A 14,822-nucleotide genomic window follows, 5' to 3' on the forward strand; every position below is an offset into this window, starting at 1 on the left:
CCTCTTATGCCTGCCACGGATGAATGATTACGCCTTGCACCACGCGGTTAACGGTGCCACTGGCTGATGGGGTATCCGGCGTATTGCCCATGTGCAGCGACTGCATCAGTGCAAACGTCTGGGCGTACATCAGGAAGCAAAATGCCTGCTCAACGTCGATAAAGTGACGTGACGGCGGCAGGATGATATGTGGACCGGCGGTAATAACGTCGTTGCTTTCCGCGGCGATAGCGATTACGCGCATTGCCTGGTTGTCACGACGAAGTTCAGCCAGCAGATCAAGATCATACTGGCGGGTGTAAGGGTGGCTGGAGACAAATACCACCACCAGCGTTTCGTTATCGACCAGCGATTTCGGGCCATGACGGAATCCGGTCGGGGAATCATAAAAGGCCGCCAGTTTACCCGCCGTCAGTTCCAGTACTTTCAGCGCCGACTCGCGTGCTGCGCCCTGTAAGCCACCGCTGCCGAGATAAACGATCCGTTTCCACGGTGCGTAACCAAACACACCTTCGCTGAAATCGCCCAGTGAGGTCAGGATCGCCTGGCAACGATCCGCCACGTCGCGGAAGCTCTGGCTGTTGATCGTCTCAGGTGCGAAAACCGCGAGGCAGCTGGCCATCATGGTGGTAATGCTGCTGGTCATCGCAAAGCCGCGATCGTGCGTTTCTGCGGGCATCAGCAGGGCAAACGCGTTGTCGCTGTTGATCGCGTTTTGGTAAAGAGCGCCCGCTTCGTTGCAGGTGATCGGCAGGTGATAGCACTCGGGTACAAATTGATTTGCCAGTTCCACGGCGGCGACGCTTTCCGGGCTGTTGCCGGATCGACCGAAGGAGATCAACAGCAGTGGATGAGCTGGATTCAGGTAGTCCATCGGATTGGTGACCAGATCGGTGGTCGGTACGGCGCTGAAGTTTTTATCGGTATGGCTGGCGAGCCACGGCGCGATGATGTCACCGATAAATGCCGAGGTTCCGGCTCCGGTCAGGATTACCCGCAGATTCTCTTTGCGCAGTAACGGTTCAAGGAAGTTATTGAGCGCGGAACGTAGCGCGTCGATGTTGGTGAGTGAACGGATCCATGCGCGAGGCTGATGGCGGATCTCTTCTTCAGTCCATGTACCGGTTGCGGCAGCAGCAGGGGTGTAATTTTCTGGCATAACTCAATCCTTAGTCTGATGAACTTGACGTCGGGCGTTGTCGCTTTCGCTTACCTTTCGTTTCATTTCATTTGGTGATGTCTTTCGTTGATTAAAATCTATAGAAAAGAAACTGAAAGTTCAATGGAGAAAAAAGAAATAAAACGAAATTTGTGATCGTTGAAAGAAAAGACAAGGGAAGATTAAAGAATTGCATGATGACGTTGCTATGTGCACCGATTGCCGGATGCGGCGTACCGTAGGTCGCATAAGACGCGTCAGCGTCGCATCCGACACCGCTGCACAGATCAAAAAGAAAGAAAAAGAAAGGCCTTACGGGGGAAGTGAAGGCCCAATAAAGGAGCAAACCATCAAAACGAAGCTAATTGACCCTGAATCCAGATTTGTTGCACATGCAGCCCGCTATCCAGCGCAACGACGCTGGCGCGTTTGCCCGGTTTAAGCGATCCCAGAACATCATCAACACCCAGCATACGCGCCGGATGCAGCGACGCCATATGGATGGCTTCCGCAGGCGTTACGTCCGTCAACTCGACCATATTGCGCACTGCCGCATCAACAGACAGCGTACTGCCCGCCAGTCCACCGGACGCGGTACGGACAACGCCACCGTGCATCTGCACTTCTTCGCCACATAACGTATAGCGACCATCCGGCATCCCGGCTGCCTGCATCGCGTCGGTGATCAGCACGATTCTCTCTTTCGCACAGCAACAACACAGCGACATCGCCGCCGGATGCACATGATGACCATCGGCTATCAGTTCCAGCCAGGCGCGCTTGTCCGTTAATCCCGCGCCAACCATTCCCGGTTCGCGGTGATGTAAACCTGTCATCCCGTTATAGCAATGCACCAGGCCGTCGGCACCAGCGTCAAACGCGGCACGGGTTTGTTGCCAGGTCGCCGCGCTATGCCCCAGCATCACCCGTACGTTTTGCTGTTTAAGATGGCGGATGGCCTGCAATGCCCCTTCTTTTTCCGGTGCCAGCGCTACCACGCGCAAGGTGTGCTGAGAAACGGCAATCAATTGATCCAGCTCGGCAATTTCCAGCTCGCGAAACAGCTCCGGCGGATGCGCGCCTTTATTCTGCGGCGTGAAGTACGGTCCTTCGAGATAACTCCCCAGCACTTGCGCACCAGGTCCGCCGCGTTGGCAACGTTGAGCAATACGTTTCAGCGTCGCATGAATGGTATTAAGCGGCGCGGTTACGGTGGTCGGTAACCAACTGCCGACACCTTCGCGTGCTTTGTGCATTGCCAGCTTGTCGAGCACATCCGGCGCGTCATCCATTACATCAACGCCCGCACCACCATGTACATGGGTGTCGATGTAAGCGGGGCAGAGCAGTTCCGCATCGCGTTCAGTCACGCCCACTGGAATCGGTTCGATTGCTGCGATTACACCGTCAGCAATACGCAACTGATGGTCATCGAGCCATCCCTCTTCAGTCAGCAGCCTTCTGGCGCGCAGAACGTGTGTCATATTCCTTCCTCGACCGGACATTCTTCATGGCAGCGGCCTAACTCGTCCACCAGACTGGTCAGCCCACGATGTCCACACTCCAGCGCCTGCACACGGAACTCTTCACCGCTTAACCCTTCGCGCTCCAGCACCATCTCCAGTAGCAGTTGCAAATTGGTGCCGGTGATCACTTCACAGCCCGGTTTTTGCATCGCCAGCGTTGAAGCTACGCGAAACGGCGTGCCGCCCAGCAAATCCGTCAGAAAAACAATGCCGTCTTCACAATCGAGTTGGGCGATGGCCTCTTCAAGCTGCGATGTAAGCAGCGCGGTGCTTGAGGTTTCGGGAAAATCGATGGCAATAAACTGCGATTGCTCGCCGAGGATTTGCTTCATTGCTTTTTCCATGCCGCTGGCAAATCCGCCATGCCCTGTCAAAATAATACTTAACATCTAATACCTCATTGTATTTAAAGGAAATGGCAGAATTTACCGACGATGCCGAGAACCACGGTAATCGCAATCAGGCGCAGCGGACTCCAGCCGCGGCGTACCAGCCAGAACATGGTCAGGGTGTAGACCAGCGGTAAGAAGGCTGGCATCAGTTTGTCGATAACATCAGCCTGTAACTTAACCACTGCGTCGCCCGCGGTGATTTCCAGCGTGGTGCTTAAACGAACATAGGTTGCCACCAGCGCGCCGATTACCGTCATCCCAACGATAGATGCCGCATGGCCGACTTTTTTGGTATTTGCTTTAATGAGTGGAATCGCCGCCACGCCCATGCGGTAAGCATAATGCGCCAGACCAAAACGCAGCCCCAGGTGCACCACGTTGAACAGCACAATAAAGACGACAGCGCCAAGAATAGAGCCTTGTAGCGCGAGGCTTGCGCCTATCCCGCCACAAATCGGCAGTAGCGTTAGCCAGAACATCGCATCGCCAATCCCGCCGAGCGGCGCACCGACGGCAATTTTGGTGCTCTGAATACTGTTAACGTCCTGCTTAGAACGCTCCATCGCAAGGATAATGCCGATAACAAACGTCACCAGAAACGGATGGGTATTGAAGAAACCCATATGCCCTTTCATGGCGCGCGCCAGGTCGCGTTTATTAGTGTGGATCTTTTTCAGAGCAGGCAGCAGACCGTACAACCAGCCAGAAGCCTGCATACGTTCGTAGTTAAAAGACGCTTGTAACAGCATGGAACGCCAGGCGACGCGGTTGATATCTTTTTTCGTCAGCTCCGCGCCAATGCTCTGATCTTCATACACGTTTTCATTGACGCCAGTCAGCAGTGTTTCTTCGTTTTCACTGACGTTCGGCAGGGTGGTTTGATTAGATGCCATCTTCAAATTCCTCTTTCTGTGCCGCAGGTTGAGTCGGTTCAGGAGATTTACGCAGCAGGTCGATCAGCGCCATCGCCAGCGCGGCGGCAGCAATAGCCAGCACAGGTAACTTGAGCCAGGCTGCGGCAACAAAGCCCAGGATGAAGTAGGGGATGTAGACGTTTTTCATCATGATTTTCAGCAGCACGGCAAAACCGATTGCTGGCATGATGCCGCCCGCGACGCCGAGGCCGTCGATTAATCGTTGCGGCAGGACATCAATGATGGTTTTGGCATGTTCTGCGCCGAAGTAGATAGGCAGGAAAGCGCAGAGAAAATAGAAAGTGCCGAGTGCCAGCAATGCCAGATAGTTCACGCGTTCAATGCCGCGTGTATCGGCGTTCTCCGCCATCCGGTCGCAGCGGGACATCACGCCAGACATCACCGAGAACAGGAAGGTAATCCCCATCTGTACTGCGACAGCGAAAGGTACGGCGACACCGACCGCGACATCGGGTTTCACGCCAGTAGTAATGGCAAACGCCGTGCCGACGATAGTACCGATAATCACGTTAGGCGGTTGTGCGCCTGCCAGCGGGGCCAGCCCCATCCACACCAGTTCCAGCGTACCGCCGGTTAAAATACCGGTATGCAGATCGCCAAGTACCAGCCCGACCAATGGGCCGAGGACCACCGGGCGGTGCATATGGGTTAAGCCGTTAAACATATCCAGGCCAGCGATAAAGGCGATAATGCCCAACGCGAATGCCTGCAACAGACTGATTTCCATGATGAATCCCTCAAAGTAATTTAAAGAGGTCCACAGCAGGCTCTGTCGGGACGCCCTGAACGAAGCATTCCACCCCAGCGGCTTTCAGGTCGTTAAATGCTGCGATATCGCCCGCATCCACAGAAACCGTTTTGGCGATTTGTTGCTTGCCATTGGCGTAGTGCATATTGCCAACGTTAATGCGATTCACCGGAACGCCACCTTTCACCAGCGTCAGGAAATCGGCAGGTGTTTTACAAACCAGCAGGATTTTCTGTCGATCGGCGGCGCGATGAATGTTGTCGATGACTTTTTGCAGCGTCCAGAAACGTACGGCGATCCCTTCTGCCAGTACCATTTCCATCAGGTTTTGTTGTACCGGATCTTCGGCAACCTCATCGTTGGCTACCAGCACCAGATTTGCCCCCGCAAATCCGACCCACTGAACGCCGACCTGACCGTGAATCAAGCGTTCATCAATCCGGCTTAAAACAATATTTGGCATAGCGTGTTCCTCTTTGTTTTGCTTATTGGCCTTCACAGGCTGTGTGGTACTGCGCCAGGATGTCCTGAATATGGTTGATAATGAGTTCCCGTGGCGTCGGTTGCAGCTTGCCGGAGCGAACTTTCACGTATTGCAGCGGCAGATACTGGCTGATGAGCGGTAGCGGAATTGGTGAATCCGCCAGATTACGAACCAGATGAGCGAAAGCGTCATCAATCTGGCTGTCCGGCCAGTAATAGCGCACGCGATCCGAGTAGCTATAACCACGCGCCAGGCGACGTGCGTTGCCGTCACCGTGGTAGTGGCTTTGCCAGTATTCCGGGCGGTCGAGCATCACGTTTTCCAGCACCTGACGCAGACCGGAACAGGCTTTCGCTGGTACCAGTTCTTCTTCAATCGCCGCCAGAGAGAACAGAGCTTCACGCAGGGCGAAGGTCAGCGCCGGGCCAACTTTCAGAATGGCAAAGTGGTCAATCACCAGCTGGCGCAGCGATTGCGGCGTTTGATAATCGGTAGAGTGCGCTTCGAAAATCAGCGTTTCGTAGTTTTCGACCATCTGGCTTAAGGCGCTCGCTTTGGCGGGCTGATAATCAATAACGTTGGTGTGATCGAATTCGACGCCGGGTTGAACCACCAGGGCAATGATGCGTGACCAGATGGCATTCAAACCTTGCTTTTCAAAGGCGTGACGATGGGCTTCCAGCGTGGCGCGGGCGGCATCCGGCGTGGTGACCGCCAGCTCGCTTAAGGTTTCATGCGCGCCGCCAGGTACCGGTACTTCGGTACCAATGACATACTCCAGATCGGCTTCGCCAAAGTGTTCAAGACAGGTTTCTTCCGCCACTTTCGCCAGACGTGCGGCGCGTTCAGCCACGATGTCATCAGTTAAGGGAATTGGATCGTCCTGACAGGACATGCTGCAATCAAGGTGAATTTTTTTGAATCCTGCCGCCACGTAGCTTTTAATCAAATCATCGGCATTGGCCATTGCCTGAGCGGCAGGCAGGCTTTGCCAGCGGTTTGGACCCAGATGGTCGCCACCCAGAATCAACGCATCCTGTGGGAAATTCAACGAGTCGGCGAGCTGACAAACAAAGCCGCGAAAATCGGCGGGCGTCATTCCGGTATAACCGCCGAACTGGTCTACCTGATTGGAGGTTGCTTCAATCGGTAACGGCGTTTGGTTTGCACTGGCGTAGCGGATTGCAGCTTCCAGCACCAGCGGATGTGCGGAACAAACGGCATAAATCCCATTTGTTTTGCCCTCTTTGTGCTGTCTCACCATTTCTGTCAGATGTTTCACTTTCCTCTCCAGTTCAGATTACTGCGATATTAATCTTTCGTTTTGTTTCAGTTGATACTGCGCCATGGTGAGATAAAAATAAAACGAAAGATAATAGTTTTCTGATCTGATTCACAAAAGAAACATAATGAAAGCCACTGAAACGAGAGTAGCTTGCGCCAATGGGTAAGGTGGGCTTGCATTTGCTTAATAGAAAGGCGTTAATAGGCAAAACGAAATGAAACGAAAGTTTTACGAAAGGACTTACTATGAGTAATACCGACGCTTCAGGTGAGAAGCGAATGACAGGCACCAGCGAGCGACGAGAACAGATCATTCAGCGTCTGCGACAGCAAGGGAGTGTGCAGGTTAACGATCTGTCGGCATTGTATGGCGTATCTACTGTGACGATCCGCAACGATCTGGCGTTTCTGGAAAAGCAGGGGATCGCTGTGCGTGCCTATGGCGGCGCGTTGATCTGCGATAGCACCACGCCGTCAGTCGAGCCATCAGTGGAAGATAAAAGCGCGCTGAACACCGCGATGAAACGCAGCGTTGCGAAAGCTGCCGTTGAGTTGATTCAGCCAGGTCATCGGGTGATCCTCGATTCCGGGACCACCACTTTTGAGATTGCTCGTCTGATGCGCAAGCACACTGACGTAATTGCGATGACCAACGGTATGAACGTGGCTAATGCGTTGCTGGAAGCGGAAGGCGTTGAGCTGCTGATGACCGGCGGGCATTTGCGCCGTCAGTCGCAATCTTTTTACGGCGATCAGGCTGAACAATCGCTGCAAAATTACCACTTCGATATGCTGTTTCTTGGCGTAGATGCGATCGATCTGGAGCGCGGCGTCAGTACGCATAATGAAGATGAAGCCCGTTTAAACCGCCGGATGTGCGAAGTTGCGGAACGGATCATCGTGGTCACCGATTCCAGTAAATTCAATCGTTCCAGTTTACATAAGATCATTGATACTCAACGTATCGACATGATCATTGTTGATGAAGGCATTCCTGCGGATAGCCTGGAAGGGCTGCGAAAGGCTGGGGTTGAAGTGATTCTGGTCGGGGAGTGAGAAAGGGTGCCCGCTGGTCAACACGAATGCGTTCGGCGGGCATTGTGAACACCATCAATGGGGTTCTTCTGTCTCTCGGGTGAGGGTTTCCCAGTCGGCAGGAGGATGTCCTCTTTTTAACATTTTGCTGAATACGGTATAGGCATCTGTTTTTTTACCGTAGGTGCGCAGAGTGTTTTCATCGTTCATCCATCCCAGAATGATGACTTTCTCTTTTTCACTATAACGAAAGAAGAGACGATAACGACCAGCACCAAATTTTACCCGTGACCAGTCTTTATTTTTCCCAGAGCCTAACGACTTGCCATGACGGAATGCCGGTGATGATGGATTGACCGTGATATGCTCCTCAATCACTTCATGGACTACCGCCAATAACTTTGTGGCGGCTTTTCTCTGATAATTTTCAGGATCTTTTCCCTTTAATGTCTCGACTTCGGCAACTAAAGCGTCGTAGGTTTCCTGAAAACAGGGATGAGCATATAGCGCCCAACCATTAACCCTTTGTGGAAAATCCATTATTCGTCGTCGCCAATCTCATCATCAATGTTGACGTCCATGCCAGCGACAAGTTTCTTTCCTTGTTGAATGTTGAATGGACGAGTTTTTTGCGGGTTGTTCTGGATATCTGCATCCAGAAAACGCAAAAATGCATTCATAGTATGATCCTCCTGTTCATCTCCCAGTCGGCACATAAATACTTGCCCACCAGGCAGAATTTCGTAATGAATGCTGTCCTGGCCTGGCTTCAGTTTTAAGGCCTCACGCACTGGCGCGGGGATAGTTGTTTGTCCGCGTATCGTGACCTTTGATTCAGTGGTCAGTACAGCGTGAGAGCGAGCATTAGCGGGCATGATTCACTGTCCTTTTACAGCCTGTTTTCTGCTCAAATTATAAGCTTGAACTAAGGTAATGCAAATGCATTATTAATGGACGTGGGGACTTTAAACAATAAAAACATGGCACTAAGGCCATGTTTTGCGAGGGACGTTCCAAAAGAAATCAGGTCACCGGTGCTGGGTTAAACACCGCCAGCTGGTTATGCAGTCCCCATTGATCTGAGAAGGTTTTCTTCTTCCCGCTGGCGACGTCGAGAATAAAGTGGAACAACTTCCAGCCCACCTCTTCAATAGTTTCTTCGCCGGTAGCGATGGTGCCCGCATTAATATCCATTAAATCAAACCAGCGGTTCGCCAGCTCGGTGCGGGTCGCCATTTTAATGACGGGTACCGCCATCAGGCCGTACGGCGTACCGCGACCGGTCGTAAACACTTGCACGGTAATCCCTGAAGCCACCTGTTGCGTGCCACAGACAAAATCGCTGGCTGGCGTCGCGGCGTAAATTAATCCGCGTTTAGTCGGGCGTTGACCGGGCGACAGCACTTCAACAATTGCACTTTTACCCGATTTAGCAATGGAGCCGAGCGCTTTCTCCACCACGTTTGCCAGACCGCCTTTCTTGTTGCCCGGCGAAGGGTTGGCGCTGCGGTCGGTTTTTCCCATATTGAGATAGTTATCGTACCACTCCATCTCCTCCAGCAGCCGTTTGCCGACCTCTTCGTTCACTGCGCGTGGTGTCAGCAGATGGATCGCGTCACGCACTTCCGTGACTTCTGAAAACATCACCGTTGCGCCGCAGCGCACCAGTAGATCAGACGCATACCCAACCGCCGGGTTTGCCGTTACGCCAGAAAACGCATCGCTGCCGCCGCACTGCATGCCGACAACCAGTTCTGAAGCCGGACAGGTTTCTCGCTGCCGTTGATTCAGTTTGTGCAAATGGCGTTCGGCGACCTGCAAAATATCCTCGACCATGGACTGAAAGCCGACATGCTTTTCATCCTGCAAACTGACAATGCTGGCGCTTTCTACTGGAATAGCTTGCACATCATCCGTTCCAGTCAGCAGGCGCTCAGGCTGCAACTTTTCACAACCCAGACCAATCACCATTACTTCGCCGCCAAAGTTAGGGTTCAGCGAAATATTGTGGATGGTACGAATAGGCACCACTGCCGCCGGTGCATTAATCGCCACGCCACAGCCGTACAAATGATTCAGCCCCACCACGCCATCGACGTTCGGGTATTTCGGTAGCAGATCGCGTTCAATGATTTTTACTACATAGTCCACCACGCCTGCCACACAGTGGACGCTGGTGGTGATGCCGAGCAGGTTTTTGGTGCCCACGCTGCCATCGGCATTGCGATAGCCCTCAAAGGTGTATCCTTCCAGTGGCGGTAAGGGGGCCGGGACTTTGGTTGCCAGTGGCAGCGTGTGTAACGGCGGCGCTTCCGGTAGTACAACCATTGATTCGTCGATCCAGCTTCCGCGTGGGATTGCGCGCACGGCGTAACCAATCACTTCGCCATAACGAATAATTTCACCATTAGCCGGAATGTCCAGCAATGCGACTTTATGCCCCTGGGGAATATGTTCAATTAATTCCAGCCCATCCGGAAAACGCGTTCCTGCTTTCAGGCCATTATCATTAACAATAATTGCCACATTATCTGTGTCGTGAACTTTTATATAAAACGCAGTTGGCGTTTCTTGTCTGATTTCGATGTTGGCCATTGTGCAATATTCTCCAGCCAGGGGTTATTAAAATGAGGACCTGGTCTCATTTAAAAATAAATGACTTCATTGGGTGAAATAAGAATGTCAGGAGTTTAAACGCAGAAATGTGATCAATGTCAATCATTTCAGGGATTGCAGTGCCGCACGGTAAGGTAAAGCGCAAATCTGTGCTTTAGCGCGCAACCTTATGTGCATATGCTCAAAATAATATTTAAATAGTATTAATTAAATTAGCATTTGCACAATGATTATTATTCTCGCGCTGCTTATACTAATTCCCGAGTTCATTGCCGTAACGGCATAAATAAAACTCATAAATAACACCTTCCCCATAATAATAAAAATCAGCATAAGTACCCGAGGTAAATAAAATGATTCTAGACACCGTTGACGTAAAAAAGAAAGGCGTGCATACCCGCTATTTAATATTACTGATTATTTTTATTGTTACCGCCGTTAACTACGCCGATCGTGCAACGCTGTCTATTGCTGGTACCGAAGTGGCAAAAGAGTTGCAGTTAAGTGCGGTTTCGATGGGTTACATCTTCTCCGCTTTTGGCTGGGCCTACCTGCTGATGCAAATCCCCGGCGGCTGGTTGCTTGATAAGTTTGGCTCGAAAAAAGTTTACACCTACAGCCTCTTTTTCTGGTCGCTGTTCACCTTCCTGCAAGGCTTTGTTGATATGTTCCCGTTGGCCTGGGCAGGGATCTCCATGTTCTTTATGCGCTTTATGCTGGGGTTCTCGGAAGCGCCATCATTCCCGGCGAACGCCCGTATTGTCGCCGCCTGGTTCCCGACGAAAGAACGTGGTACTGCCTCCGCCATCTTTAACTCGGCGCAATATTTCTCGCTGGCGCTCTTTTCGCCGCTGCTTGGCTGGCTGACTTTCGCCTGGGGCTGGGAGCACGTCTTTACCGTTATGGGGGTAATTGGTTTTGTGCTGACGGCGCTGTGGATCAAGTTGATTCATAACCCGACAGATCACCCACGTATGTCTGCGGAAGAGCTGAAGTTTATCTCAGAAAATGGCGCGGTGGTCGATATGGACCATAAAAAGCCGGGCAGTGCGGCAGCAAGCGGTCCCAAACTGCATTACATCAAGCAATTGCTCTCTAACCGCATGATGCTGGGCGTATTTTTCGGACAATATTTTATCAACACCATCACCTGGTTTTTCCTCACCTGGTTCCCAATTTATCTGGTGCAGGAAAAAGGCATGTCGATTCTGAAAGTGGGTCTGGTCGCCTCGATTCCGGCACTGTGTGGCTTTGCGGGCGGCGTGCTGGGAGGTGTCTTCTCGGATTATCTGATCAAACGCGGTTTGTCCCTGACCCTGGCACGTAAGCTACCGATTGTGCTGGGAATGTTGCTGGCTTCCACCATCATCTTATGTAACTACACCAACAACACCACGCTGGTGGTCATGCTGATGGCGCTGGCTTTCTTTGGCAAAGGATTTGGTGCGCTGGGCTGGCCGGTAATTTCTGACACCGCGCCGAAAGAGATTGTTGGCCTCTGCGGCGGCGTCTTTAACGTCTTTGGCAATGTTGCCTCCATTGTCACTCCACTGGTGATTGGCTATCTGGTAAGTGAACTGCACTCCTTCAATGCAGCACTGGTTTTCGTGGGATGTTCAGCGCTGATGGCGATGGTCTGCTACCTCTTTGTAGTTGGCGACATTAAACGTATGGAATTGCAGAAATAAGCAAAGGTATAAGCGATGAATAACGATGTTTTCCCGAATAAATTCAAAGCCGCACTGGCTGCGAAACAGGTACAAATTGGTTGCTGGTCAGCACTCTCTAACCCGATTAGCACTGAAGTTCTTGGTTTGGCTGGGTTTGACTGGCTGGTGCTGGATGGCGAACATGCGCCAAACGATATCTCCACGTTTATTCCGCAGTTAATGGCCCTGAAAGGCAGCGCCAGCGCGCCAGTAGTGCGAGTGCCGACCAACGAGCCGGTAATTATTAAGCGTCTTCTGGATATCGGTTTCTATAACTTCCTGATTCCTTTTGTAGAAACAAAAGAGGAAGCAGAGCAGGCGGTGGCATCAACCCGTTACCCACCGGAAGGCATTCGCGGCGTCTCCGTTTCTCACCGCGCCAATATGTTTGGCACCGTGGCGGATTATTTCGCTCAGTCGAACAAGAACATCACCATTCTGGTCCAGATAGAAAGTCAGCAGGGCGTAGATAACGTCGATGCCATTGCCGCTACCGAAGGCGTAGACGGTATCTTCGTCGGCCCCAGCGATCTGGCTGCGGCATTAGGCCATCTCGGCAATGCCTCGCACCCGGATGTACAAAAAGCAATTCAGCATATTTTTAACCGTGCCAGTGCGCACGGCAAACCCAGCGGTATCCTCGCACCGGTCGAAGCCGATGCGCGTCGTTATCTGGAATGGGGTGCGACGTTTGTGGCTGTCGGCAGCGATCTCGGCGTCTTCCGCTCTGCCACTCAGAAACTGGCTGATACCTTTAAAAAATAACCACCACCGCAACAAGAGAGATGATTGATATGACTATGAAAGTTGGTTTTATTGGCCTGGGGATTATGGGTAAACCAATGAGTAAAAACCTTCTGAAAGCAGGTTACTCGCTGGTGGTTGCTGACCGTAACCCAGAAGCTATTGCTGACGTGATTGCTGCAGGTGCAGAAACAGCCTCTACGGCTAAAGCGATCGCTGAACAGTGCGACGTCATCATAACCATGCTACCAAACTCCCCTCATGTGAAAGAGGTGGCGCTGGGTGAGAATGGCATTATTGAAGGCGCGAAGCCAGGTACGGTATTGATCGATATGAGTTCTATCGCACCGCTGGCAAGCCGTGAAATCAGCGAAGCGCTGAAAGCGAAAGGCATTGATATGCTGGATGCTCCGGTGAGCGGCGGTGAACCGAAAGCTATCGACGGTACGCTGTCAGTGATGGTGGGCGGCGACAAGGCTATTTTCGACAAATACTATGATTTGATGAAAGCGATGGCGGGTTCCGTGGTGCATACCGGGGAAATCGGTGCAGGTAACGTCACCAAACTGGCAAATCAGGTCATTGTGGCGCTGAATATTGCCGCGATGTCAGAAGCGTTAACGCTGGCAACCAAAGCGGGCGTTAACCCGGATTTGGTGTATCAGGCAATTCGCGGTGGACTGGCGGGCAGTACCGTGCTGGATGCCAAAGCGCCGATGGTGATGGACCGCAACTTCAAGCCGGGCTTCCGTATTGATCTGCATATTAAGGATCTGGAAAATGCGCTGGATACTTCCCACGGCGTCGGCGCGCAACTGCCGCTCACAGCTGCGGTTATGGAGATGATGCAGGCAGTGCGAGCAGATGGTTTAGGAACGGCAGATCATAGCGCCCTGGCGTGCTACTACGAAAAACTGGCGAAAGTCGAAGTTACTCGTTAATGACGTCGTGCCCGGATGGCGTATTGCAATCCGGGCTTGGAATCCAGGCCGAATAAGAGAAACGCCCTCCGGCGTCATGTGGTAACAGGCATAGGTATGAAAATCGTAATCGCCCCAGACTCTTATAAAGAAAGTTTATCTGCCAGCGAGGTTGCGCAGGCGATAGAAAAAGGATTTCGGGAAATTTTTCCTGATGCACAGTACGTTTCTGTTCCGGTTGCCGACGGTGGCGAAGGAACGGTGGAAGCGATGATTGCAGCCACCCAGGGTTCCGAACGTCACGCCTGGGTTACAGGGCCGCTGGGCGAGAAGGTGAATGCCAGTTGGGGGATCTCCGGCGATGGCAAAACCGCGTTTATTGAAATGGCGGCGGCCAGTGGGCTGGAGCTGGTACCTGCGGAAAAACGCGATCCACTCGTGACCACTTCACGCGGCACAGGCGAGTTAATCCTGCAGGCGCTGGAGAGCGGCGCGACAAACATTATTATCGGCATTGGCGGTAGCGCTACAAATGATGGCGGTGCAGGCATGGTACAGGCGCTGGGGGCGAAATTATGCGACGCCAACGGCAATGAAATTGGTTTTGGCGGCGGTAGTCTTAATACTCTGAATGATATTGATATTTCCGGCCTCGATCCGCGCTTAAAAGATTGCGTCATTCGCGTCGCTTGTGATGTCACCAATCCGCTGGTGGGCGATAACGGTGCATCGCGCATCTTTGGCCCACAAAAGGGAGCCAGTGAAGCGATGATTGTTGAGCTGGACAATAACCTCTCTCACTATGCCGATGTCATTAAAAAAGCGCTGCATGTTGATGTGAAAGATGTCCCCGGCGCAGGAGCTGCGGGTGGTATGGGCGCGGCGCTAATGGCGTTTCTTGGTGCGGAACTGAAAAGTGGTATTGAAATCGTCACTACGGCGCTGAATCTGGAGGAACATATTCACGATTGTACGCTAGTGATCACCGGTGAAGGGCGTATTGACAGCCAGAGTATACACGGCAAGGTTCCGATTGGCGTCGCAAACGTGGCGAAAAAGTACAATAAACCGGTGATTGGCATTGCGGGTAGCCTGACCAATGATGTTGGCGTTGTACATCAGCATGGCATTGATGCGGTCTTCAGCGTATTGACCAGTATTGGTACGTTGGACGAAGCATTCCGCGGGGCTTATGACAATATTTACCGTGCTTCACGTAATATCGCCGCGACACTGGCGATTGGAATGCGCAACGCGGGGTGACAAGGGC

General features: G+C 52.3%; 15 protein-coding genes. 5 read left to right on the top strand and 10 right to left on the bottom strand.

Annotation, left to right across the window (positions count from 1 at the left end; genetic code table 11):
- Positions 1–4: 4 nt before the first annotated feature.
- The 7 genes from ACJHWK_RS04315 to kbaZ all read right to left on the bottom strand — a co-directional run bounded on the left by ACJHWK_RS04315 (position 5) and on the right by kbaZ (position 6,526).
- Positions 5–1,159, bottom strand: coding sequence for an AgaS family sugar isomerase (locus ACJHWK_RS04315; protein ID WP_001521384.1), 1,155 nt, complete (start codon positions 1,157–1,159; stop codon positions 5–7).
- A 350-nt stretch (positions 1,160–1,509) separates the two neighbouring features.
- Positions 1,510–2,643, bottom strand: a complete 1,134-nt coding sequence (gene nagA, locus ACJHWK_RS04320) for an N-acetylglucosamine-6-phosphate deacetylase (protein ID WP_170886168.1) — start codon at positions 2,641–2,643, stop codon at positions 1,510–1,512.
- Positions 2,640–3,074, bottom strand: coding sequence for a PTS galactosamine/N-acetylgalactosamine transporter subunit IIA (gene agaF, locus ACJHWK_RS04325; protein ID WP_000948824.1), 435 nt, complete (start codon positions 3,072–3,074; stop codon positions 2,640–2,642). Before agaF ends, nagA begins: the two co-directional genes overlap by 4 nt.
- 17 nt (positions 3,075–3,091) lie before the next feature.
- Positions 3,092–3,970 (bottom strand): PTS N-acetylgalactosamine transporter subunit IID, encoded by an 879-nt coding sequence (gene agaE / locus ACJHWK_RS04330; protein ID WP_001298314.1) that lies wholly within the window; start codon positions 3,968–3,970, stop codon positions 3,092–3,094.
- Positions 3,960–4,739, bottom strand: coding sequence for a PTS N-acetylgalactosamine transporter subunit IIC (agaW, locus tag ACJHWK_RS04335; protein ID WP_000406214.1), 780 nt, complete (start codon positions 4,737–4,739; stop codon positions 3,960–3,962). Before agaW ends, agaE begins: the two co-directional genes overlap by 11 nt.
- A 10-nt stretch (positions 4,740–4,749) precedes the next feature.
- Positions 4,750–5,223 (bottom strand): PTS N-acetylgalactosamine transporter subunit IIB, encoded by a 474-nt coding sequence (agaV, locus tag ACJHWK_RS04340; RefSeq protein WP_001295547.1) that lies wholly within the window; start codon positions 5,221–5,223, stop codon positions 4,750–4,752.
- 22 nt (positions 5,224–5,245) lie between these two features.
- On the bottom strand, positions 5,246–6,526 hold the full coding sequence (gene kbaZ, locus ACJHWK_RS04345) for a tagatose-bisphosphate aldolase subunit KbaZ (protein WP_410234796.1): 1,281 nt from the start codon (positions 6,524–6,526) through the stop codon (positions 5,246–5,248).
- A 248-nt stretch (positions 6,527–6,774) separates the two neighbouring features.
- Between kbaZ and agaR the strand changes: the two genes are divergently transcribed.
- A complete protein-coding gene (gene agaR / locus ACJHWK_RS04350) occupies positions 6,775–7,584 on the top strand; it encodes an aga operon transcriptional regulator AgaR (protein ID WP_000072171.1) in 810 nt (269 codons plus the stop codon).
- A gap of 54 nt (positions 7,585–7,638) precedes the next feature.
- Here the strand turns inward: agaR and yhaV are convergent, their stop codons facing one another.
- The 3 genes from yhaV to garD form a co-directional block, all read right to left on the bottom strand.
- A complete protein-coding gene (gene yhaV / locus ACJHWK_RS04355; protein ID WP_170886167.1) occupies positions 7,639–8,103 on the bottom strand; it encodes a type II toxin-antitoxin system ribonuclease toxin YhaV in 465 nt (154 codons plus the stop codon).
- Positions 8,103–8,438, bottom strand: coding sequence for a type II toxin-antitoxin system antitoxin PrlF (gene prlF, locus ACJHWK_RS04360; protein ID WP_001307405.1), 336 nt, complete (start codon positions 8,436–8,438; stop codon positions 8,103–8,105). Before prlF ends, yhaV begins: the two co-directional genes overlap by 1 nt.
- Positions 8,439–8,586: 148 nt before the next feature.
- The gene (garD, locus tag ACJHWK_RS04365) at positions 8,587–10,158 is read right to left on the bottom strand and encodes a galactarate dehydratase (protein WP_001273738.1); all 1,572 of its coding nucleotides are present in this window, start codon (positions 10,156–10,158) and stop codon (positions 8,587–8,589) included.
- 374 nt (positions 10,159–10,532) lie between these two features.
- On the opposite strand from garD, the gene garP reads away from it, so the two are divergent.
- The 4 genes from garP to garK all read left to right on the top strand — a co-directional run bounded on the left by garP (position 10,533) and on the right by garK (position 14,815).
- Positions 10,533–11,867 carry a galactarate/glucarate/glycerate transporter GarP gene (gene garP, locus ACJHWK_RS04370; protein WP_000599651.1) on the top strand — a complete coding sequence of 445 codons (1,335 nt, stop codon included), beginning with the start codon at positions 10,533–10,535 and terminating at the stop codon, positions 11,865–11,867.
- A gap of 15 nt (positions 11,868–11,882) precedes the next feature.
- Positions 11,883–12,653, top strand: a complete 771-nt coding sequence (gene garL / locus ACJHWK_RS04375) for a 2-dehydro-3-deoxyglucarate aldolase (RefSeq protein ID WP_001058227.1) — start codon at positions 11,883–11,885, stop codon at positions 12,651–12,653.
- A gap of 29 nt (positions 12,654–12,682) precedes the next feature.
- Entirely contained in the window at positions 12,683–13,573 is an 891-nt protein-coding gene (gene garR, locus ACJHWK_RS04380) for a 2-hydroxy-3-oxopropionate reductase (protein WP_170886166.1), read from the top strand.
- A gap of 96 nt (positions 13,574–13,669) precedes the next feature.
- Positions 13,670–14,815, top strand: a complete 1,146-nt coding sequence (gene garK, locus ACJHWK_RS04385; protein ID WP_001521378.1) for a glycerate 2-kinase — start codon at positions 13,670–13,672, stop codon at positions 14,813–14,815.
- The last annotated feature ends 7 nt before the right edge of the window (positions 14,816–14,822 follow it).

The organism is Escherichia sp. WS547, assembly GCF_046486065.1.
GTDB classification, from domain to species: domain Bacteria; phylum Pseudomonadota; class Gammaproteobacteria; order Enterobacterales; family Enterobacteriaceae; genus Escherichia; species Escherichia coli.